This is a genomic window from Flavobacterium flevense, from assembly GCF_900142775.1.
GTDB lineage: Bacteria > Bacteroidota > Bacteroidia > Flavobacteriales > Flavobacteriaceae > Flavobacterium > Flavobacterium flevense.
In genome coordinates this window covers 25,780-47,469 of record NZ_FRCC01000002.1, presented here as the reverse complement: position 1 = coordinate 47,469, position 21,690 = coordinate 25,780, and the positions used below count along the sequence as shown (strand labels likewise).

18 protein-coding genes are annotated in these 21,690 nt (G+C 34.3%); 10 read left to right on the top strand and 8 right to left on the bottom strand.

Going from position 1 to position 21,690, the window contains the following annotated elements; all coding sequences use genetic code 11:
- Window positions 1–174 precede the first annotated feature (174 nt).
- Together leuS and BUB89_RS03385 are read left to right on the top strand one after the other, a co-directional pair.
- On the top strand, window positions 175–3,084 hold the full coding sequence (gene leuS, locus BUB89_RS03390) for a leucine--tRNA ligase (protein ID WP_073241992.1): 2,910 nt from the start codon (window positions 175–177) through the stop codon (window positions 3,082–3,084).
- A 240-nt stretch (window positions 3,085–3,324) separates the two neighbouring features.
- Window positions 3,325–4,014, top strand: a complete 690-nt coding sequence (locus tag BUB89_RS03385; RefSeq protein ID WP_073241990.1) for a zinc metallopeptidase — start codon at window positions 3,325–3,327, stop codon at window positions 4,012–4,014.
- A 205-nt stretch (window positions 4,015–4,219) separates the two neighbouring features.
- Here the strand turns inward: BUB89_RS03385 and BUB89_RS03380 are convergent, their stop codons facing one another.
- The 3 genes from BUB89_RS03380 to BUB89_RS03370 all read right to left on the bottom strand — a co-directional run bounded on the left by BUB89_RS03380 (window position 4,220) and on the right by BUB89_RS03370 (window position 6,139).
- Window positions 4,220–4,579, bottom strand: coding sequence for a hypothetical protein (locus BUB89_RS03380; RefSeq protein WP_073241988.1), 360 nt, complete (start codon window positions 4,577–4,579; stop codon window positions 4,220–4,222).
- Between the two features lie 125 nt (window positions 4,580–4,704).
- On the bottom strand, window positions 4,705–5,454 hold the full coding sequence (locus BUB89_RS03375; RefSeq protein ID WP_073241986.1) for a uroporphyrinogen-III synthase: 750 nt from the start codon (window positions 5,452–5,454) through the stop codon (window positions 4,705–4,707).
- A gap of 13 nt (window positions 5,455–5,467) precedes the next feature.
- A complete protein-coding gene (locus BUB89_RS03370; RefSeq protein ID WP_073241984.1) occupies window positions 5,468–6,139 on the bottom strand; it encodes a DUF4271 domain-containing protein in 672 nt (223 codons plus the stop codon).
- Window positions 6,140–6,244: 105 nt separating this feature from the next.
- Between BUB89_RS03370 and BUB89_RS03365 the strand changes: the two genes are divergently transcribed.
- From BUB89_RS03365 to BUB89_RS03355, 3 genes are read left to right on the top strand one after another with little or no spacing between them, the layout of a single operon-like run.
- Entirely contained in the window at window positions 6,245–6,970 is a 726-nt protein-coding gene (locus BUB89_RS03365) for a polyprenol monophosphomannose synthase (protein WP_073241982.1), read from the top strand.
- Window positions 6,971–6,980: 10 nt separating this feature from the next.
- Complete coding sequence (locus BUB89_RS03360) at window positions 6,981–8,321, top strand: dihydroorotase (protein WP_073241980.1); 1,341 nt, start codon at window positions 6,981–6,983, stop codon at window positions 8,319–8,321.
- A 3-nt stretch (window positions 8,322–8,324) separates the two neighbouring features.
- Window positions 8,325–8,882 (top strand): DUF4296 domain-containing protein, encoded by a 558-nt coding sequence (locus BUB89_RS03355; RefSeq protein ID WP_073241978.1) that lies wholly within the window; start codon window positions 8,325–8,327, stop codon window positions 8,880–8,882.
- Here BUB89_RS03355 and BUB89_RS03350 read toward each other — a convergent pair.
- On the bottom strand, window positions 8,875–9,867 hold the full coding sequence (locus tag BUB89_RS03350) for an NAD-dependent epimerase/dehydratase family protein (protein WP_073241976.1): 993 nt from the start codon (window positions 9,865–9,867) through the stop codon (window positions 8,875–8,877). The two genes, BUB89_RS03355 and BUB89_RS03350, sit on opposite strands and share 8 nt — an antisense overlap.
- 506 nt (window positions 9,868–10,373) lie before the next feature.
- Between BUB89_RS03350 and tyrS the strand changes: the two genes are divergently transcribed.
- Both tyrS and BUB89_RS03340 read left to right on the top strand, forming a co-directional pair.
- Window positions 10,374–11,666, top strand: coding sequence for a tyrosine--tRNA ligase (gene tyrS / locus BUB89_RS03345; RefSeq protein ID WP_073241974.1), 1,293 nt, complete (start codon window positions 10,374–10,376; stop codon window positions 11,664–11,666).
- A gap of 149 nt (window positions 11,667–11,815) precedes the next feature.
- A complete protein-coding gene (locus BUB89_RS03340; protein WP_073241972.1) occupies window positions 11,816–12,160 on the top strand; it encodes a hypothetical protein in 345 nt (114 codons plus the stop codon).
- Here the strand turns inward: BUB89_RS03340 and BUB89_RS03335 are convergent.
- The 4 genes from BUB89_RS03335 to BUB89_RS03320 all read right to left on the bottom strand — a co-directional run bounded on the left by BUB89_RS03335 (window position 12,157) and on the right by BUB89_RS03320 (window position 17,767).
- Window positions 12,157–13,137 carry a LuxE/PaaK family acyltransferase gene (locus BUB89_RS03335; protein ID WP_073241970.1) on the bottom strand — a complete coding sequence of 327 codons (981 nt, stop codon included), beginning with the start codon at window positions 13,135–13,137 and terminating at the stop codon, window positions 12,157–12,159. The genes BUB89_RS03340 and BUB89_RS03335 overlap by 4 nt on opposite strands.
- A gap of 100 nt (window positions 13,138–13,237) precedes the next feature.
- On the bottom strand, window positions 13,238–13,576 hold the full coding sequence (locus BUB89_RS03330; RefSeq protein ID WP_073241968.1) for a T9SS type A sorting domain-containing protein: 339 nt from the start codon (window positions 13,574–13,576) through the stop codon (window positions 13,238–13,240).
- Window positions 13,577–13,678: 102 nt separating this feature from the next.
- Complete coding sequence (locus tag BUB89_RS03325) at window positions 13,679–14,812, bottom strand: hypothetical protein (protein ID WP_073241966.1); 1,134 nt, start codon at window positions 14,810–14,812, stop codon at window positions 13,679–13,681.
- Between the two features lie 207 nt (window positions 14,813–15,019).
- A complete protein-coding gene (locus tag BUB89_RS03320) occupies window positions 15,020–17,767 on the bottom strand; it encodes a TonB-dependent receptor (RefSeq protein ID WP_073241964.1) in 2,748 nt (915 codons plus the stop codon).
- A 177-nt stretch (window positions 17,768–17,944) separates the two neighbouring features.
- On the opposite strand from BUB89_RS03320, the gene BUB89_RS03315 reads away from it, so the two are divergent.
- The 3 genes from BUB89_RS03315 (at window position 17,945) to BUB89_RS03305 (ending at window position 21,602) form a co-directional block, all read left to right on the top strand.
- Window positions 17,945–18,631 carry a response regulator transcription factor gene (locus BUB89_RS03315; RefSeq protein WP_073241962.1) on the top strand — a complete coding sequence of 229 codons (687 nt, stop codon included), beginning with the start codon at window positions 17,945–17,947 and terminating at the stop codon, window positions 18,629–18,631.
- A 233-nt stretch (window positions 18,632–18,864) separates the two neighbouring features.
- Entirely contained in the window at window positions 18,865–19,944 is a 1,080-nt protein-coding gene (locus BUB89_RS03310) for a sensor histidine kinase (protein WP_073241960.1), read from the top strand.
- A gap of 329 nt (window positions 19,945–20,273) precedes the next feature.
- Window positions 20,274–21,602 carry a porin gene (locus BUB89_RS03305; RefSeq protein WP_073241951.1) on the top strand — a complete coding sequence of 443 codons (1,329 nt, stop codon included), beginning with the start codon at window positions 20,274–20,276 and terminating at the stop codon, window positions 21,600–21,602.
- Window positions 21,603–21,690: the final 88 nt, after the last annotated feature.

The window sequence follows — 21,690 nt, the reverse complement described above, 5'->3', positions numbered from 1 at the left end:
AAAACACAGTGCAAACATAAGTATTTTTACGTACTTTATACGTATTTTTTAAAATTTTTTATTCTAAATAAAATAATTTTTATAGCCCGTACAATAAACGTAAATTTGCGACCTCATAATTTTATTTACTAAAACTTAGAAACTTAGCTACTTTATAGCTTAGCAACTCGAAAAATGAAATACAATCCGAACGAAATAGAAGCCAAATGGCAAAAATACTGGGCTGATAACAAAACTTTTGCAGCATCCAATACTTCTGAAAAACCAAAGCATTATGTTTTAGATATGTTTCCTTATCCGTCAGGAGCGGGATTGCACGTAGGGCATCCGCTGGGATATATTGCTTCGGATGTGTATTCTCGTTTTAAAAGACACCAAGGATTTAACGTTTTGCACCCAATGGGTTATGATAGTTTTGGGTTGCCGGCTGAGCAGTATGCTATTCAAACTGGACAACGTCCGGAAGATACTACCCGCGTAAACATTGACGGTGGCGTAGATAAAGAAGGAAACCAGATTGCAGGTTATAGAAAGCAATTAGATAAAATAGGATTTTCATTTGACTGGGACAGAGAAGTACGTACTTCAAATCCGGATTATTACAAACATACGCAATGGATTTTTATCCAATTGTTCAATTCCTGGTACAATAAAGATGCTGATAAAGCAGAGGATATTTCGACTTTAATTGCCCTTTTCGAAAAAGAAGGAAATTCAAAGGTCAACGCTGTTTGTGATGATAATATTAATGCTTTTTCAGCTGACGAATGGAACGCTTTCGCAAAAGGAAATCAGCAGAAAATTTTGTTGCAATACCGATTAACGTATCTGGCAGAAACGGAAGTAAACTGGTGTCCGGGATTAGGAACGGTTTTAGCAAATGACGAAATCGTAAATGGTGTTTCGGAACGTGGTGGATTCCCTGTTATTCGTAAAAAAATGACCCAATGGAGCATGCGTATTTCGGCTTATGCAGAGCGTTTGTTGCAAGGTTTAAATGATATTGACTGGAGCGAAAGTATCAAGGAAAGTCAAAGAAACTGGATTGGGAAGAGTGTTGGAGCGATGGTTTCTTTCAAAGTTAGAAGTCAGAAGTCAGAAGTTGGAAGTGAGGAACTTAAGATTGACGTTTTCACGACAAGACCTGATACTATTTTCGGAGTGACGTTTATGACATTAGCACCGGAACACGAATTGGTAGCTCAAATTACAACACCGGAACAAAAAGCAGCTGTTGAGGCTTATATCGAAAAAACAGCAAAACGTTCCGAAAGAGAGCGTATGGCGGATGTAAAAACCATTTCGGGTGTATTTACCGGAGCTTATGCCGAACATCCGTTTACTAAGGAAGCGATTCCGGTTTGGATTGGAGATTATGTGTTGGCTGGTTACGGAACAGGTGCTGTAATGGCGGTTCCTTGTGGTGATGAAAGAGATTATGCTTTCGCCAATTTCTTTAAAGGAACTGAGGGAATGCAGGATATCAAAAATATTTTTGCTCTCAATTCCCCTCCGTTGGAGGGGTGCCCGCAGGGCGGGGTGGATTTTGCTTTTGCAGAAAAAAGTGGCTTTACCTTAAAAAATTCTGACTTCTTAAACGGTATGGGTTACAAAGAAGCAACTCAAAAAGTTATCACCGAATTAGAAAAACTGGCTCAGGGTTATGGTAAGGTAAATTACCGTTTGCGTGATGCAGTTTTCTCCCGTCAGCGTTATTGGGGAGAACCATTTCCTGTTTATTATGTAAATGGTTTGCCGCAGATGATTGATGCGCAACATTTGCCAATTATTTTGCCGGAAGTAGAGAAATATTTACCAACCGAAGACGGTTTGCCTCCATTAGGAAACGCTGCGGTTTGGGCTTGGGACAGTGTAAATAATAAAGTTGTCAATACAGATTTAGTTGATAATAAAACTGTTTTTCCTTTAGAATTGAACACCATGCCAGGTTGGGCGGGAAGTTCATGGTACTGGATGCGTTATATGGATGCGGGGAATGAAAACGAATTTTCCAGCAAAGACGCCTTGAAATATTGGGAATCTGTGGATTTATACATTGGCGGAAGCGAACATGCAACCGGACATTTATTGTATTCCCGTTTTTGGAACAAATTCTTAAAAGACAAAGGTTTTGCTCCAACAGAAGAACCGTTCAAAAAACTGATTAATCAGGGAATGATTTTGGGGACGAGTGCTTTGGTTTATAGGATTTCAGGAACAAATAAATATGTTTCTAAAAATCTTAAAAATGATTATGAAACAGATGCTTTACATATTGATGTAAATATGGTAAATGCTGCAGATGAAATAGATGTTGAAAGATTAAAAAGATGGCAACCTCAATTCGAGAATGGTGAATTTATTTTAGAAAATGGAAAATTTATTGTCGGACGCGAAGTCGAAAAAATGTCAAAATCGAAATACAATGTAGTTACGCCGGACAATATTTGTGCTGAATACGGTGCCGATACTTTGCGTTTGTATGAAATGTTTTTAGGACCATTGGAACAGGCAAAACCTTGGAACACGGCAGGTATTTCGGGAGTTTTTGGATTCCTTAAAAAATTATGGCGTTTGTATTTTGATGAGTCTGGTTTAATAGTAAACAATGATGAACCCACAAAAGATAACTTAAAATCATTGCATAAAACCATCAAGAAAGTTTCAGAAGATATTGAGAATTTCTCTTTTAATACTTCAGTTTCTCAGTTTATGATTTGTGTAAATGAATTGTCAGCTCAAAACTGTCATTCAAGAGCTATTTTAGAGCCGTTAGCGATTGTAATATCTTCTTATGCGCCACATATTGCTGAGGAATTATGGAATGCTTTAGGACATGAAGGTTCGATTGCAACAGTTCCTTTTCCAAAATTCGAAGAAAAACATCTGGTAGAATCAGAGAAAGAATATCCGGTTTCGTTCAACGGAAAAATGCGTTTTACCATCAAGTTGCCTTTGGATTTAACCAAGGAACAAATTGAAGAAATCGTAATGAAGGACGAAAGAACCCAAAAACAACTGGACGGTAGAACACCAAACAAGGTGATTATTGTTCCGGGTAAAATCATCAATTTGGTTGGCTAACCAAATCAATAGCAATTTCAAAAATCAATTTCAATAGTAATATGAAGTTGATAATTAAATTCCAAATTCCAATGACAATAAGTTAATTGGGATTTGGATTTTTTTTTTGCCATTGAATTTTGTAATTGCTATTGCCATTGAAATTGTATTTTTTTTAACAGATGTCAAATTGGCATTTTTGTAATTTGGTGTACAATTTGCTGTTTACATTGGAAAACTAAAAAACTAAATACAAAAGATATGGGAAGTGGTTATTTAATTCTGGCGGGAGCAATTATGTTGTTCAGCTGGTTAGTAAGTTCGAGATTAAAGAGCAAGTTTGAACATTATTCACAATTGCATTTGCAAAATAACATGAGTGGTGCTGAGATTGCTCAGAAAATGTTATCGGATAACGGAATTTATGATGTACGCGTGATTTCGACTCCGGGACGATTGACGGATCATTATAATCCGGCAGATAAAACGGTGAATTTAAGTGAGGCGGTGTACAATGAGCGTAATGCGGCCGCGGCTGCAGTAGCGGCTCATGAATGTGGACATGCTGTGCAACATGCGGTGGGATATGAGTGGCTGAAAATGCGTTCTAAGTTGGTTCCGTTTGTAAATGTGGCTTCAACTTACATGCAATGGATTTTACTGGCAGGAATCCTGATGTTAAAAACGTTTCCGGGATTATTGTTGTTCGGGATTATTTTATTTGCTGCAACAACAGTGTTTTCAGTTGTTACCTTGCCGGTAGAGTATGATGCAAGTAACCGTGCTTTGGCCTGGCTTAAAACAAAAAACATGCTTAATCCTGCTGAATATGCGGGTGCTGAGGATTCTTTAAAATGGGCAGCGCGTACTTATCTGGTAGCAGCTTTGGGCTCTATAGCAACCTTACTGTATTATCTTTCTATTTTTATGGGAGGAAACAGAAGGGATTAAGGAATTCAATAGCAATGGCAATAGCAATAGCAATAGCAATTTCAAAAGTCAACTTCAAAAAAATAAAAATTCCAAATTCCGATGATTAGTGATTAATTGGATTTGGAATTTTATCCCGATACTTCGGGATGGAATTGATCTAACTTTCAACAGCTTTCATTGTCATTGCCATTGTCATTGAATTTTGAAATAGCCATTGAGTATTTTATTCCGGCATATTTTGTTGTTGCCATTCCGTTAAAACCGCTACCTGAGCATCAGTCAAAGCCGGTTTTTTATTTACAGGAGGCATAAATTTTCGGTCGTCTTGTGGTAGTTTTACACGCGAAATTATAGCGCCGATATTTTCTTTTACATGTTCATAGCTGTCAAAAGCTTCTTTTTTTCCTTGTGGCGGAATGTGGCATGGCGTACAGCTATTTTCAATAAGAGGTTTGATGTCGCTGGTGTAACTTATTTTTTTAATGTCAACATATCCTGAATTTCCTTTTCGGGTACTGCTGCAATTGATGAGTAACAGGGAAAATGGAAGCATCAGTGCCATTAATTGAATTTTTCTTTTCATTTTTTTATTTATTTTTTGATTGTGATGAATCAAAAATACTCAAAAAACTCATCTGAGAATAAATAGCATAAAAAAAGCCCTCTCTTTTTATTGAGAAGGCTTTGTAATATGGTGTCTAATTAAGTTTATTTTCCTTTATTAGCTTCTGATACGTATTTTTCTAACGCCATAGTCATAGAAGGTGTTCCGGGAGCAGGAGCCATAATGTCTACTCTTAATCCGTGGTCTAAGGCTTCTTTTTGAGTGGTACTTCCAAAAACAGCAATTCTGGTGTTGTTTTGCTGGAAATCCGGGAAGTTTTTGTATAAAGATTTTATTCCTGTTGGGCTAAAGAAAGCCAGAACATCGTAATATACATCTGCTAAATCGGATAAATCACTCATAACCGTTCTGTAAAAAGTGGCCTGCGTCCAGTCTACTTTTAGATTGTCTAAAGTGATTGGAGCGTCTGCATTTAACTGATCAGAAGCCGGTAATAAGAATTTCTCGTCTTTGTATTTTTTAATCAAAGGAGATAGGTCGGCAAAATCTTTTGCTCCCACATAAATTTTACGTTTCCTGTAAACCACATATTTTTGAAGGTAAAAAGCTACTGCTTCAGACTGGCAAAAGTATTTCAAACCTTCGGGAATTTTAAAACGCATTTCCTCAGCCACTCTAAAAAAGTGGTCAACAGCATTTCTACTGGTTAAAATGATAGCCGAATAGTTGTTGAGATCAATTTTTTGAAGTCTAATTTCTTTTGCGCTAACTCCTTCTATATGGATAAAAGGGCGGAAATCAATTTTGATTTTATGTTTTTGTTGGAGTTCAAAGTAAGGCGAATTCTCTACTTTAGGCTCTGGTTGCGATACCAAAATTGTTTTGACTTTCATATTTTAACATTTTCTAAGCGCTCCCTTTTGTAAACAAATAATACATGAAAAAGTAGGGAGCTATTTCGAGAGTGCAAAGATATAAAATAAAATAAAACAACTTGCTGAATATTAATTTTTGATATTTTTTTATTGAAAGGGAATAAGTCAGAACACTCAACATTACTATTAATGCAATTATTGCTATAGGAATATTCTGTGAAACAGCGTTGTAGTAAAATAAAATAATATTTACAGGTAAAATAATTATACCTATATAGGTGCGATAAGTGATTTTTTGAAGGTTAAATTGCTCTACAAACTCTTCAATATTGAAAGTAGTGGCAATAATTTTTTCGATTAAAAACTTTGATAAAATAAAAAATAGAAGGAAAGTAATAATCTGAATGTAAAGTAACCAGTCGGTTTTTGAGGCATAACCAAAAATACTTAAAGATATCTGGATGAAAAAAGCAAAAGAAATCACCTGTACAAAAAATAAGGATATGGTAAAGCTGCTTTTTAACTGACTGCTGTCGCGATACACTTTAGAATATTTATCCGAAAAGATGAGATTGATGAAATCACCAAACCGATTTCCGTAAGCCGATCTGGTGAAAGCAATAATAGCAAAAGCCAAAACAAATAAAAAGGTGGCCCAGTCTTTGTTTTCGATAATTCTCGGATGTAAAAGGTAGTCTGTCATAGCGAAAGCAAAATTAGTAAAATTTTATATCAATATTTTTATTATAATATTATTATGAATGAAATGCTATAAAAAGGTTACTTTTGCGTTGAAATTTCCAGAAACATGAATAATTGTATTGTTATAATTCCCACCTATAACGAAATTGAAAATATCGAAAGTATCATTAGAGCGGTACTTTCACAACATAAGGTTTTTCATGTTCTTATAGTAGATGATAATTCTCCGGATCATACGGCTGACAAGGTTCGGTTGTTGCAAACGGAGTTTGAAGGGCGTTTATTTCTGGAGAACAGAAAGCAAAAATCAGGTCTGGGCACCGCTTATGTACATGGATTTAAATGGGCACTGGCTCACAATTATGAATTTATTTTTGAGATGGATGCCGATTTTTCACATAATCCAAATGATTTAGAAAAATTATACAATGCCTGTCATTTTGGTGATGCTGATTTAGCCATTGGTTCCCGTTATGTTACTGGTGTAAATGTTGTGAACTGGCCGTTAAGCCGTGTGCTGATGTCTTATTTTGCTTCGGTTTATGTACGAATGATTACCGGGATGATGATTCATGATGCGACTGCTGGTTTTGTTTGTTATAAACGATCTGTTTTGGAGAAAATAAATCTTGATAAGATAAAATTTGTGGGTTATGCTTTTCAGATAGAAATGAAATACCGTACTTTTTGTAATAAATTTAATATTGCCGAAGTGCCTATTATTTTTACAGACCGAACTAAAGGGCAGTCTAAAATGAGTAATTCCATAATAGTGGAAGCCGTTTTTGGCGTGATTTCGCTGCGATTAAAAAAAATAGTTAATAGATTATAATATAAAGACAATGAACAGGGTTTTAATTAAGAATGCCAAAATAGTAAATGAAGGAGTAATTTTTGAGGGCGATGTTTTAATTGAGAATGACTTAATTGTTGAAATTTCAGAAAGCATTAGTGCAAAATCCTCCGATTGTAAAATTATAGACGCCGAAGGAAATTATTTAATTCCGGGTGCTATAGATGATCAGGTACATTTTAGAGAGCCGGGTTTAACGCACAAAGGGGATATTGAATCAGAATCCAGAGCTGCTGTTGCCGGCGGGATTACTTCGTTTATAGAGCAGCCTAATACGGTGCCTAATGCGGTTACTCAGGAAATTTTAGAAGAAAAATACCAGCTTGCTGCTCAAAAATCCTATGCGAACTATTCGTTTATGATGGGAGCAACCAATGATAATCTGGAAGAAGTTCTAAAAACCAATCCTAAAAATGTTGCCGGAATCAAGATATTCTTAGGTTCCTCAACAGGGAATATGCTGGTGGATAACGAAGCTACACTGGAAAAAATATTTTCAAGTACGCCGCTTTTAATTGCGGTACATTGTGAGGATGAGGCGACTATTAAAGCCAATACTGAAAAATATATTGCTGAATATGGCGATGATGTTCCGGTGACTGTGCATCATTTAATAAGAAGCGAAGAAGCTTGTTATTTATCTTCTTCAAAAGCGATTGAATTGGCTAAAAAAACAGGAGCCCGTTTGCATATTTTTCACTTGTCTACGGCTAAAGAAATGGATTTGTTTACCAATAAAATTCCATTAGAAGAAAAGAAAATTACTGCTGAGGTTTGTGTACATCATTTATGGTTTACCAATGATGATTATGCAACCAAAGGGAATTTTATCAAATGGAATCCGGCAGTGAAAACGGCTCACGACAGAGACGCTTTATGGAAGGCTTTGAATGATGATCGAATAGATGTTATTGCTACAGATCATGCTCCGCATACACTGGAAGAAAAAAAACAATCCTATTTAAAAGCACCATCAGGAGGACCATTAGTACAACACGCAGTGGTGGCGATGTTTGAAGCATACCATCAGGGAAAAATCAGCATTGAGAAAATTGTGGAAAAAATGTGCCATAATCCGGCTAAGATTTTCAAAATAGAGAAACGTGGATTTATTAAAGAAGGCTATCATGCCGATTTAGTAATTGTAAACTCAGGCTTACCATGGGGTGTAAAAAAAGAAAATATTTTTGCTAAATGCGGTTGGTCTCCATTTGAAGGATTCACCTTTAAATCGAGAATTACGCATACTTTTGTAAACGGACAATTAGTTTATAATGCTTTTAAGGTAAAAGATATTCGCGCTGGAAAAAGACTATTATTTGAAAGATAAGGAATGAAAAAAACGGTTTCATTATTAGTAATTATACTATTGTTTTTTAGCTGTAAGGAAGAAGGTGTTAAGGAACCGGATGCTCTTATTGACAAAGAAGTAATGGAAAATATTATCTATGATTTAGCGCTTCTGGAAGCTATAAAATACAATGATCCCAATACTACCGAAAATTATAAAGTGAATCCTAAGGAGTTTATTTTTAGAAAATACAAGGTAGACAGTGCACAATTTGCTCAAAATAATATCTATTATGCGTCTCAATACGATGATTACAAACAAATGTATGACAGTGTTATTAAGCGTATTGACAGAAAAAAAATAGTTTTGGATTCGTTAATAAAAAAAGAAGCCAAAAAAGATTCCCTGATTGCAGCTAAAAAGAAACGATTAGATTCTATTGCTGAGGTAAAAAAAGTGGCTTTGGCTAAGAAAGATTCTTTACAAAAAATCAGGAAAAAAGACAGCTTGAAATTGTTAAAGAAAAAGCCTAAAAAAGCTACGCCAACTTCTACCGGAATAAAATCAACAGTGATTAAAAACGGAGTTAAAATTAATTAATGCTGAAATTTTCTTTGATGTATTGATGTACATCAGTAAAAGAAACATTTATTGCGGTTTTAATTTTCTCATTAGAGAATTTGGTTTTACTCAAAAAAGAGCGAACAGTATCTTTGGATAAATTATTCGTTTTTCCGGAAAAAAGGCTTAAAAACCAGTATAATCGCCAGGTTATTTCCATTATATAAGGCTTAGCTTCAATGCTGGGCCTTTTTGCTTTTACACTATCGGCAATGGTGTTAAAAAGATCCTGAAAAACAATGTTTTCAGCAATTAGAATATAGCGTTCATTATTGATGGCGCTTTCCATTAATTGGCGCATAATTCTCACTACGTCATTAACCGTGACAAATCCGGTGGTTCCTTTAGTGTAAAACAATAGTCCTGTGGCTATTTTTTTAATCAGTTGTCCGCTGCCCTGATCTTCAAATCCAGGTCCTAAAATGACTCCGGGATTTACAATAATAACATTTAAACCTTCTTGCTGACCGCGCCAGATTTCCATTTCGGCGCCATATTTTGAAATAGCATAATCATTATGATGTTTCTCAGGATTCCATTCGGTTTCTTCGGTAATGATAGTTTCGTGTGAGGCTAAGTCGCCAAGAGCTGCCACAGAACTCACATAACATAATTTCTGAACTCCTTTGGCCAGGCAAAAATTAACGATATTGGCAGTGCCTTCAATATTTGTTTTTCGAAGTAAATTTTCGTCTCTTGGATCAAAAGAAATCACTGCGGCACAATGGTACACTTTAGAAATATTTACAAAAGCATGTTCTAAAGACGGAATATCAAGAATATCTGCCTGAACCCATTCGATAGCATCAAAGAGTGCTGATTTATTGTAATGCTCAAATAGCAATTTTGTTTTTTGAATTTTGTTTTTCTTCCGATAAATAGCACGAACCTGTTCTCCATTTTCTACTAAATGAATCAGTAAATGTGCGCCAACTAAACCTGTACCTCCTGTAACTAAAATCATTTTGTAAATATAACAATATCAATATCAAAAATCAATTTCAATGGCAAAATCAAATTTATAGGCACTTATAAAAATTAAAACAGTAATAATTTAAAGGGAAATATTCATCTTAGCGGTGATCATTAAAACTAATATTGATTTTGTCATTGGTATTGTTATTGAATTTTGCCACATCAAAAAATAAAATTTAATGAAACTTATAAAAATTAAAAACAGTAATAATTTAAAGGAAAATATTCATCTTAGCGGTGATTATTAAAACTAATATTGATTTTGTCATTGGTATTGTTATTGAATTTTGCCACATCAAAAAATAAAATTTAATGAAACTTATAAAAATTAAAAACAGTAATAATTTAAAGGAAAATATTCATCTTAGCGGTGATTATTAAAACTAATATGGATTTTGTCATTGCTATTGCTATTGAATTTTGCCATTGATATTGTTATATTTGCGCACTCGAAGCCGGAATGGCTGAACTGACGAAGTAAATTGATTAAAAAAGATGAAAAATTTTATTGAAGAAGTAACTTGGAGAGGAATGCTCCACGATGTTATGCCAGGCACCGAAGAACATTTGATGGAACAAATGCGTGTGGCGTATGTGGGTATTGACCCAACTGCAGATTCATTACATATAGGACACTTAGTTGGCGTAATGTTATTGAAACATTTTCAACTTGCGGGACATAAACCATTAGCTTTAGTGGGCGGAGCAACCGGAATGATTGGAGATCCGTCAGGGAAATCGAATGAAAGAAATTTGCTGGATGAAGCCACTTTGCGTCACAATCAGGAAGCGATAAAAGGACAATTGGCTCGTTTTTTAGATTTTACTTCGGATGCGGCAAATGCAGCTGAATTAGTAAACAATTACGATTGGATGAAGAATTTTTCATTTCTGGAATTCATTCGTGATGTAGGAAAGCACATTACGGTGAACTACATGATGGCTAAAGATTCGGTAAAGAAACGTTTGTCGTCAGAAGCTGCCGAAGGAATGTCGTTTACAGAGTTTACGTATCAATTGGTTCAAGGATACGACTTTTTGCATTTGTACAGAGATAAAAGTTGTACGTTGCAAATGGGAGGAAGTGACCAATGGGGAAATATCACTACGGGAACCGAATTAGTTCGCCGAATAGCGAGCGGAAAAGCCTATGCTTTGACTTGTCCGTTAATTACAAAAGCCGATGGAACCAAATTTGGTAAATCCGAAGGAGGAAATATTTGGTTAGATGCTGCCAGAACTTCACCCTATAAATTTTACCAATATTGGTTGAATACCTCGGATGTTGATGCAGAGAAATACATCAAAATTTTTACATTTTTATCGAAAGAAGAAATTGAAGCGTTGACTATCCAACATAGAGAAGCACCGCATTTGCGTTTGTTACAAAAGCGTCTGGCGGAAGAAATTACTATAATGGTTCATTCTAAGGAAGATTTGGAAAATGCTATCAAAGCATCAGGAATTCTTTTTGGAAATGCAACTGCCGATGATTTGAAACAACTGGATGAAGCTACTTTCTTAGAAGTTTTTGACGGTGTTCCACAGGCTGAAATTGCCAGAACTGAAATCGAAGCAGGAATCAACATTGTCGACGTTTTAAATGAAAAAACAGGTTTTTTTAAATCGAATGGAGAAGCAAGAAGAGCTTTGACGGCTAATTCTATTTCGGTAAACAGAGAAAAAGTAAAAGAAGATTTTGTGCTTTCAGCCAATGATTTAATCAACAATCAATTTGTGTTATTACAAAGCGGAAAGAAAAACTATTTTGTGGTAAGGGTTGTTTAACCGTTTATAACCTCAAATATCCTAATTTATCAAAAACGTCCCAATACCTCGAAGGTGGTTGGGACGTTTTTTTATTTAATTTCAAGAAAACTTTTTCTAAATAAATTTAATATTATTTTGTAAGTTAGTGCTTATATAAAGAATAAACTATGATTGGACTTTTATTTATTTACTGGATCTGGAAATCATTTAGCAATTTAGCTATTGAATATGGTAAAAATAAATGGACTTATTTCTTTATCGGGATTGGGTCGTACTATGGAGGACAGATGATAGCTGGGTTTTTTGGAGCTATTTTGTTTGGAATTGTGTATGGTTTTGATGCTGTTGCTAATGAAAATTATGACGGTACCGGCTGGAGTTTGTTTTTTGTACTTTGTGGAGGTTTAGGATGTTATGGAGTTTATAAATTTTTAGAGAAAAAAGGACAAAAGGAAAGAGAACTAATAAAAAAAGAAGGAATTGAAAGTATAGGTGTAATAGAGGAAAATTAAAGCACCATCAAATTACAACCCCGAATATCCGAATTATCAAAACGTCCCAATACCTCAAAAGAGTTGTTGGGATATTTTTTACCTAAATCCTGAGTGGCAATAAAAGAGCAGGAATTAATATTAGCCAGATCAATTACGTTGATTCCACCTGTTTTTCCTTGCGGAATATAAGTCAAAGCGTCTTCAGGATCGCGAATTAAGATTTGCATCCACGAAGGACATTCAAATATACCTTCACCCATTGAATACGCCTGCGAAAGGAGTTCGGTCATGCCGTATTCTGAATGGATTGCTGGAACGCCAAAACCATTGCATAATTGTTCGTGTAGTTCTTCGCGAATCATTTCTTTGCGTTTGCCTTTCATGCCGCCGGTTTCCATAATAATGGTGTTTTGTAACTCAAACTGCTGCTTTTCGATTAAATCTAATAAAGCATACGTAACTCCAATCAGGATTACGTTTTGTCCTGATTCGTCTAATTCGATTAATTTTTTAATTAAATCCTCATGATTGTGCAGGTAGAAACCGCTTTCAGGATGATTAGAAAGTTTTATCAAATCTTCGACCATATAAATTAATGAAGAACCTTCTCTTTCCAGATAGGAAGGAAGCAAAGCCAGAATGACATAGTTTTCGATATTACCATAAAATTCCGAAAATCCTTTGCGGTAACTTTCTTCATAAAGTGTTACATCGGTTACAAGATGCTTGCTGGTAATCATTCCTGTGGTTCCGCTACTGCTAAAAATGGTATGAACAGGATTGGTATTCGAAACTACATCATGACTTTTAAAAAACTGAATGGGTAAAAAAGGGATTTGTTGTATCGTTTTTACACGTTGCACATCTGTTTTTAAGAAGTCGCAAAATTCTTTGTACACTAAATTGTTTTCATATTGAAAACGAAACACTTTTAATGCTATTTTTTCAAATTGCTTTTGGCTCGAAATCGTAAATATATCAGTAGCTGTGATCAAGAATTTTTTTTAGCAAAGGTATAAATTAATGTTTTTTCTAAGGTATAAAAAAAGCTCCAATTTGAATATTGAAGCTTTTATGATTGTTTTTCCGAATTTGTTATCTTACAATAAGTTTACGGGTTGCCGAAGCATTTTGTTCATTAATTTTAATAATGTATACACCGGGTGCCAGATTTGAAATATTCAATTCTTTGGAACTGATTCTGGTTTGAAGTACTTTTTTTCCCAGAAGATCAAAAATCATAATTTCTTTATCGGCATCATTTTTAGTGGTTATGTATACATGGCCGTCACTTACAGGATTAGGATACAAATTCAAGCCCTCAATTACTGAAGGAGCACTTTGGTTTATTTGCGACTTCGCTGCCTGAGCATTAGTGTTCAGGGAGAAAAGAAAAACCATTAAAATGATACTATACAAGTAGTTTTTTTTCATTAGCTTGATTTTGAGTAGTAAATATACGAAAAATCAAATACTGTACCAAAAAAAATGCCCTCCTGAAAAAGGAAGGCATTTTTTAGTGTTATTTATTGTGGATTATAGTCCCATCCAATCCATCCAAGTTGCTTTTGAAGCACCATTTCCGGCACCAGTTGCAGTAGTTGTAGCATTGAATCCTAAAATCATATTACTTGCAGTAGTTGAATTTACAATTGTTACATTGTTTAATTTATTAGCTGTAAAATAAGTTTGAGAATCAGTTCCGTCAAAGTTGATTCCAAATCCAGATCCAGATTGAGTACTTTTAAAACCAGTGATATACAAGTTTGTGATTGTAGCATGAGTTCCTCTTCTTAACCAGGCTCCGGCTTCTTTTGTAACTGCAGGATTATTTCTACCTATAAGTGTTACATTAGATAATGTTGGGTTAGAAATTGGAGCTAATAAAGCATTGTTTTGATTGTTATCAGCTTCGATTCCACGGCTGTCAGCAGAAAAACCAGTAGCAGAAGATTGATCAGAATATAAATTAGTTACAGTTCCGTTCCATCCTTCTGTCCAGTCAAAAGAATCATCCTGACATCCAATAGCAGCAAGATTTGTAGCATTTACTGATCCTCCAAACCACTCAAATCCGTCATCAGAACCTTGGTAAACTAAGATGTTGTTAACAGTTGTTCCTGAACCTACAGCATAAAAAGTAACACCATTAAATTCAGCATCATCATTGATTAAGTTACCTGAATATTCAACGATAATATGAGAAAGAACTCCTGAATTATCAGCTGAATTTGTTCCTCCATAAGTTAAACCTGTAACCTCTGCAGTAACGTTTGTTCCAAGGTTTGTAACTGCATTTCCACAAATTACTAATCCTCCCCAGTCCTGTGGTGCAGGAGATGCTGCGTTTGATGTAAAAACAATCGGTTTAGCTGCAGTTCCCTGAGCTATTATTTTAGCTCCTTTTTCAATTCCTAAAAATGCAACTTCTTCAAATTGGCTATCTGCTTCGATTCTTGTTCCTGCAGGAATAGTTAAAGTTACACCTGATTTAACATACGTAGCACCTTTCAATGTATAAAGTGTCTCAGCGTTTAATGTCATATTTTCTGTAATGTTTCCAGATAAAACTCCTGTTTCCGGAACTTCAGGGCCATTATTGTTATCGTCATTTGAACAACCTGTAACAATTGCACCTAAAATAGCTAGAGTCAATACTAATTTTTTCATCTTCTTAATGTGATTTTTTTGTTTATATTTAGTACTGCAAATATGGAATGAATTACTTAGACGTAAGTTACCTAAGAGTTATCTAATCTTTATTTTAAAATTGAGTAATTGTAAATTTAATGTTACTGATTTTGTTGCGTTCAGTACTGTATGGTGCCAAAAAAAGCAGTCCGAAAACTGCTTTGATTTTTTGATAATATTTTAAGTTTAGAATAAACTGTATTTAATTCCTAGACTGAAATCAAGTCCTGTCTTGTATGAATAGGTTGTGGCATTGCCCTCAGCGTTTTCTTGGTATCTTTCGATTTTGCTATCCAAAAGATTTTTTACATTGAAACTGATATTTAAACGTTCTCCGATAGCTGCACTGGAAATAAAGTTAAGTGTTGGAATTCCTTTTTCCATAACATTTCCTCCGGTTTGGATATTTCCAAGAGAATAAATTCTGTCATGGAAATAATTCCCAACTAATGAGATAGTTGGTTTAAAACTACCTGCTTCAATTCTGTAGGTCAGATCCGCATTTAGTAAAAGGGGAGATGCGCCTTGTAAACCGTCTTTAGAATCATTGAAACTCACACTAATTGTGTTGTTTGTTTCTACTGCTACTTTTTGTGAATCTAACTTTTGTTCAGAATACATATAAGTGAAATTAAATCCTGCCGAAAGGTTTGATTTATCTTCTATATTCCATAGATTTTTTCTAATTTCAAATTCAACACCTGCAACAAATGCATTATCTCCGGCATTTACAAAAGTGTTATCATTTAGCGCAGAATTTAATCGGGCTTTACTAATAGGATCCATAATGTATTTTCCAAAACCAGTTACCGAAATTAATTCGTCACTACTTGGAAACAATTCCCATTTAATATCAAAATTATAATTGTCAGATGGATTTAAGAATGCATTACCCACGGTGCTTTCTCCAACAACTTCAAAACGGAAAGGTGCTTTTTCAATAAATTGAGGTAAAGTATAGGTCTTGCTTGCAGCTACTCTTAAATTTTGTTTATCGTTTAAAGTATATTTTAATGTTGCAACCGGTAGAATGTAAAGTTTGTCAATTTTTGCATCATCAAAATTTACATTTGGTAACGAAATATTGGTATCCCATTCCATTTCCTGTAAAACCTTTTCTGCTCTTACACCTACTGTATAGGTTAATTTCTCTGATGGAGAATATTCAAGATTTGCAAGTCCTGAGTGAATATTTACATCAGCATTGTAAGTAAAAGGTTTTAAACTACCTGCGTTTCTTGAAGTCAGAATCTTAAACGTATTGTTGACGTTTGTTGACTCAGACTGGTTTTCAGCATTTAGGAAATCGTCGATAGTATCCGGACTTGTTTCTATTCCTCCGTTAATTCTGAAATTGAATTGTGTAGCTTCAAAATCTCTGGATTTAACTCTTCCGTTATAACCAAAAGTTAATTTTCCTTTGTAATCTTCTTCACCATCACCTTTAAATAGCTTATAATCAAAAACTGCTTTTGCTGCAGCTTCATTTTCTTTCAAAGACTGAAAATATCGGTTGTTAGTTGATTGTGAGTTGGTATTAAAAATATAGCCATTTGTGCTTTCTACTAACGTACTTGTAATCCTGTCAGGCATATCCGAGTTTACGATTCCAAAAGAACCACCCCAGTTTAATGTTAATCTCTCTGAAAGTTCGTGTTTTCCTAAAAGCTGGTTTAAGAATAATTTATTTTGCTCCGTAATAGTTTGTCTTGTAAAACTATCTGATCCGTTTTCATTAATAAATCCATATTCGTTTACATCGCTTTTTGAAGAGTTTACAAAAACGCTATTCCATTTTACAGAATTGTTCGAATTGATTTTGTAAGCAACATTAGCCATTCCTGTTGACTTTGTTACATATTCATATTTATCAACATCATAAAAATCCTCAATAACATTATTATTTGTGTTTCCAATGTTTCTTTGATATCCTTTTTTCAGGTTGTAGCCATTTTCAAAAGAAGCTGTTCCAAAGAAACTTAACTTTCCATTTTCTCCAATGTTGAAATTTTTACCTCCTGAAATACCAAAGTTAGCATCAATAGGATTGCTTTTTTTAGTAGGTGACCATCTGTTTTCGAATTGATAAACACTGATGTTGTTTGGCTTTTTTACATTATAGAATCCTAATTTTTGAACTCCGTCTGCCATTTTAAAATCGGCATTAAAAGCATTGTTGTTTAAACCGCTTCCAATTTCGATGTTTAATGTTCCTTTTCCAATATGTTCTTTTGATACGATGTTGATATTTGCTCCTCCAACATCTCCATATGAATCAGGATAATATGTTTTGCTAACGCCAATGGATTGAATTACATCGGTTGAAAACAAATCCAGAGCAACGTTTTTATTTGTAGGCTCATTTGATGGTAAAGGTAGTCCATTAAAAGTGGTACTGTTGTAACGATCTCCCAATCCGCGTACAAAAATACCAGCCGTTCCATCCTGTTTTGAAATACCGGTTACTTTAGTCACAGCTGCTGCGGCATCGCTAACACCTTTTCGTGTCATTTCCTGTGCTCCGATACTTTGTTTAATTTCAACAGCATTTTTTTGTTCTAATAACAAGGCTGTTTCTTTTTGTCTGTTTACAACCGTTTTAATCACTACATCATCCAGTGCATAAGCTCCTGAAGATAATGCCTGATTGATGACAAGTTTAGCGCCATTTGTTACTTTTACAGGAACTTCTTTAGGTTCGTAGCCTATGAAAGTATATTGAATAATATAATCTCCAGGGGCAATACTGATAGTATATTTACCGTCAATATCTGTAGTAGTATTAATTTGAGTTCCTTTTACAAAAACATTCGCAAAAGGCAATGTTTCATTGTTAGCATCTTTGTCCGTTATTACTCCTGATATCGTGCCTTTACTCTGAGCAAAGCTAAGTGTCGTAATAAAAAGTGTTAGAATAAATAATCTAAGTTTCATAATTGATTAAATTTTTTGCAAAGAAATGCTAGCTTTGTAAAGTTGACGTTAATCAGCTGTTACGATTATGTTGCTGTAGTATTACTAAATTGTTATCTCTTTAAATTACGGTTAACACGAGTTTTATGCTGTTTTTTTATTATTACATTTACCATCGCAAAAGAAAATTTGCTATATATGAAAAAGAAAAACACAAAAATTTTACTGGTTGATGATGAACCGGATATTTTAGAAATCGTAGGTTATAACTTATCTCAGGAAGGCTATCAGATTGTTACTGCTTCTAATGGAAAAGATGCTATTGCTAAAGCAAAAAAAGAATTACCGGATCTTATTATCATGGATGTGATGATGCCGGAAATGGATGGGATGGAAGCTTGTGAAAACATCCGAAACATTCCTGAACTAAGTAACGTAATCATTACTTTCTTAACTGCCAGAAGTGAGGATTATTCTCAGGTTGCCGGTTTTGATGCGGGAGCCGATGATTACATCACAAAACCGATTAAGCCAAAATTGCTTGTGAGTAAAGTAAAAGCGTTATTACGCAGATTAAAAGAATCCGGCGAGCAGGATAGTGAAACACTTAATGTAGGCGGAATCGAAATTAACAGGGAAGAATACAAAATTATAAAAGACGATATCGAAATCGCTTTACCCCGAAAAGAATTTGAATTGTTCTATCTGCTGGCTTCTAAACCTGGAAAAGTATTTAAAAGAGACGAAATTTTAGATAAAGTCTGGGGTAATGAAGTAGTGGTAGGAGGAAGAACTATCGACGTACACATTAGAAAACTTCGTGAGAAAATAGGTGACGAACTTTTTAAAACTATAAAAGGAGTAGGTTATAAATTTGAAGTATAATATTGGTTTTTTAAACCATATAAGTCATATAAGTTGAATTTGATTATCTGGTAATTAAGCATTCTATATTCAGTAGGAATGTCCAATTAAGGTGATACTATTTTCTTTTTGTTCTTGTGCTTATGTGCTCTTATTTAAATTCCTATTTTTGTAAATAACCAAAGACAAAAAACTTATCTGACTTATATGGTTAAAAAAAGACAGGGTTGTTATTATATAAGAAAGATGAATAAATGAAAATTAGTTTTAAAAAAACATATAAGTTTGCTATAAAGTCGGCATTTTACATTAGTCTTTTCTCTACTGCTTTTGTCCTTTTTCTGGCCACGGTTATCTTTAAAGCTACAACGCAGAGTTTGTGGCTTTTTGGGTTATTTTTTGTTTGTGTAATCTATCTTTTTTCTTTTTTGGTTTTGCAATATCGGGTAGAGCGTTTTATTTACAGAAGAGTAAAAAAAATCTACGATGATGTTTCCCTGTTAGAATCCAGCACGCTAATCAATCAGCCTATCACGACTGATATGGAGACTTTAACCAGAGAAGTTAAAAAATTTGCTACGGATAAAAAGTTGGAAATAGAAATGCTGCAAGTGCGTGAAGAATACCGAAGAGAGTTTCTGGGAAATATTTCGCATGAATTAAAAACGCCTTTGTTTACGGTTCAGGGCTATATTTCTACTTTGCTGGACGGAGCAATGGAAGATAAGACTATCAGAAAAAAATATTTAAAACGTGCCGATAAAGGTGTCGAGCGTTTAATATATATTGTAGAAGATTTAGATATGATTACTAAATTAGAATCAGGTGATTTAAATTTAGACATTACTGAATTTGATATAGTCGAATTGATTCGGAATGTTTTTGAGTTGTTAGAAATGAAAGCGGATAGAAAGAAAATCACGCTGGCATTCGAAAATGAATACATTCGTCCTAATTTTGTTAAAGCAGATAAAGACAGGATTCAGCAGGTGATTGAAAACCTAATTGTAAATTCGATTAAATACGGTAAAAAAGACGGAACTACCGAAGTAGCGGTCGTGAATCTCACTAAAGAGAAAGTATTAGTCCGTATCAGTGATAATGGTGAAGGAATTGAAAAGCAAAATATCCCAAGACTTTTTGAACGTTTTTATCGTGTTAATAAAAGTGGTTCCCGGGCAGAAGGAGGTTCCGGATTAGGATTAGCTATTGTTAAACATATAATAGAAGCACATAAAGAGAAAATATATGTGGAAAGTGAATTTGGTATAGGTTCTGAATTTTCTTTTACCATAGAAAAAGCAAATACCAGAAAAAAGCAAGAGCTTAAATAATTTTCTTAAAAAATAATTTACAAAAAGGTGTAGTTGTTCATTCAGCTACACCTTTTTTTATGCTTTTTAATCAAAAATCATGATTTTTTTAGTTCTGAAAGTTTTGTTATTTGTTCCAATGTTAAGTAAATGTTAACTAAAAAAAGCTTGCGAAGTATTGATTTTACTGAACTTTTAATTTTTGTATAAAGTCTTTCTTATCTAATTGGATTCTAATGTGAACAAAAGTTTACGTTATATTCTCTTAACGATAACTCAGGGTTAATATTAAAAAAGAAGTTTAACATTAATTTTGCGCAAAAATAATATAATATTGATTTTTAGTTAAAATGAAAAAAATTTTATTTACAGCTTTACTTTTTGTTTCGGCTTTAGTGAATGCGCAAGATGTGAAGAAAGACGAAATTAAAAAAGAAGTAGTTCGTATTTTAGACTCTATCAATTCGGCTAATAAACAAAAACCGAGTGAAGAAGAAAAACCAATGATTGCCGATAAACCGGAAAAAACCGAGAAAAAAGAACATTGGTATGATAATATTGGATTAAGAGGTTATGTGCAGGTAAGATACAATGGATTGTTATCCAGTAATGATAAGGTTGCTTGTGAACAATGTGATAAGTCCTGGGGAACCACTTCTACAGATCCGGATGCAAAATCCAATAACGGACTTTTTTTAAGACGAGCCCGTATCGTATTTTCGGGCCAAATTCATCCGAATGTGTATTTGTATATTCAACCTGATTTTGCCAGTTCTCCCGGTTCCGGAGTGAATAATTTTGTGCAGTTAAGAGATGCGTATTTTGATTTATCATTTGATAAAAAAAGAGAGTTTAGAATACGTTTGGGGCAAAGTAAGGTACCTTATGGTTTTGAAAACATGCAATCCAGTCAAAACAGATTGACATTAGATCGTAACGATGGTTTGAATAGTGCTGTTGTAAACGAGCGTGATTTAGGAGCTTTTTTCTACTGGGCACCTGCTGCGGTTAGAGAACGTTTTGCTATGTTGATTAAAGAAGGTTACAAAGGTTCCGGAGATTACGGAGTATTTGCTTTTGGAGCATACAACGGACAAACGGCTAATAAATCAGAAGCCAATAGAAATTTACATATTGTAAGCCGTTTCAGTTATCCTTTTGTTGTTGGAAACCAGATTATCGAGCCTGGAATTCAGGCTTATACCGGAAGATGGGCTTTTACAAACGAATTGTCTACAGGAGTTACTACTGCTAATAAGCAAAATACATTAGATCAACGTGTGGCTGCTTCTTTTATTTTGTATCCAAAACCATTTGGAATTCAGGCAGAATATAACTTTGGTAAAGGACCTCGTTACAATAAAACTACCAATACAGTTGATGTATCAGACTTAGAAGGAGGATATGTAATGTTGAATTACAAACTGGATTTACCAAAACACCAAATGATATATCCTTTTGCAAAGTTTCAATATTATGACGGAGGTAAAAAACATGAAAAAGATGCCAGAAGTTATGTAGTAAGAGATTATGAATTAGGGATAGAATGGGCTCCTTTCAAAGCTTTTGAATTAGTTGCTGAGTGGGTAATTGCCGACAGAACTTTTGAAGACAGCGCGAGACCGGACAACAGACAAAGAGGAAATCTATTGCGTTTACAGGCACAGTTTAATTTTTAATTGATCAAAAAAATAAATAAATAAAAAAGTAGCCTTATAAAAGTTGGTTTGTCCATAATGGAGCGTAATTGCTTAATAATGAATTAAC

Excerpts from the sequence above, each read along its gene's own strand:
- leuS (WP_073241992.1), top strand. The coding sequence starts at position 175 with ATGAAATACAATCCGAACGAAATAGAAGCCAAATGGCAAAAATACTGG.
- BUB89_RS03385 (WP_073241990.1), top strand. The coding sequence starts at position 3,325 with ATGGGAAGTGGTTATTTAATTCTGGCGGGAGCAATTATGTTGTTCAGC.
- BUB89_RS03380 (WP_073241988.1), bottom strand. The coding sequence starts at position 4,579 with ATGAAAAGAAAAATTCAATTAATGGCACTGATGCTTCCATTTTCCCTG.
- BUB89_RS03375 (WP_073241986.1), bottom strand. The coding sequence starts at position 5,454 with ATGAAAGTCAAAACAATTTTGGTATCGCAACCAGAGCCTAAAGTAGAG.
- BUB89_RS03370 (WP_073241984.1), bottom strand. The coding sequence starts at position 6,139 with ATGACAGACTACCTTTTACATCCGAGAATTATCGAAAACAAAGACTGG.
- BUB89_RS03365 (WP_073241982.1), top strand. The coding sequence starts at position 6,245 with ATGAATAATTGTATTGTTATAATTCCCACCTATAACGAAATTGAAAAT.
- BUB89_RS03360 (WP_073241980.1), top strand. The coding sequence starts at position 6,981 with ATGAACAGGGTTTTAATTAAGAATGCCAAAATAGTAAATGAAGGAGTA.
- BUB89_RS03355 (WP_073241978.1), top strand. The coding sequence starts at position 8,325 with ATGAAAAAAACGGTTTCATTATTAGTAATTATACTATTGTTTTTTAGC.
- BUB89_RS03350 (WP_073241976.1), bottom strand. The coding sequence starts at position 9,867 with ATGATTTTAGTTACAGGAGGTACAGGTTTAGTTGGCGCACATTTACTG.
- tyrS (WP_073241974.1), top strand. The coding sequence starts at position 10,374 with ATGAAAAATTTTATTGAAGAAGTAACTTGGAGAGGAATGCTCCACGAT.
- BUB89_RS03340 (WP_073241972.1), top strand. The coding sequence starts at position 11,816 with ATGATTGGACTTTTATTTATTTACTGGATCTGGAAATCATTTAGCAAT.
- BUB89_RS03330 (WP_073241968.1), bottom strand. The coding sequence starts at position 13,576 with ATGAAAAAAAACTACTTGTATAGTATCATTTTAATGGTTTTTCTTTTC.
- BUB89_RS03325 (WP_073241966.1), bottom strand. The coding sequence starts at position 14,812 with ATGAAAAAATTAGTATTGACTCTAGCTATTTTAGGTGCAATTGTTACA.
- BUB89_RS03320 (WP_073241964.1), bottom strand. The coding sequence starts at position 17,767 with ATGAAACTTAGATTATTTATTCTAACACTTTTTATTACGACACTTAGC.
- BUB89_RS03315 (WP_073241962.1), top strand. The coding sequence starts at position 17,945 with ATGAAAAAGAAAAACACAAAAATTTTACTGGTTGATGATGAACCGGAT.
- BUB89_RS03310 (WP_073241960.1), top strand. The coding sequence starts at position 18,865 with ATGAAAATTAGTTTTAAAAAAACATATAAGTTTGCTATAAAGTCGGCA.
- BUB89_RS03305 (WP_073241951.1), top strand. The coding sequence starts at position 20,274 with ATGAAAAAAATTTTATTTACAGCTTTACTTTTTGTTTCGGCTTTAGTG.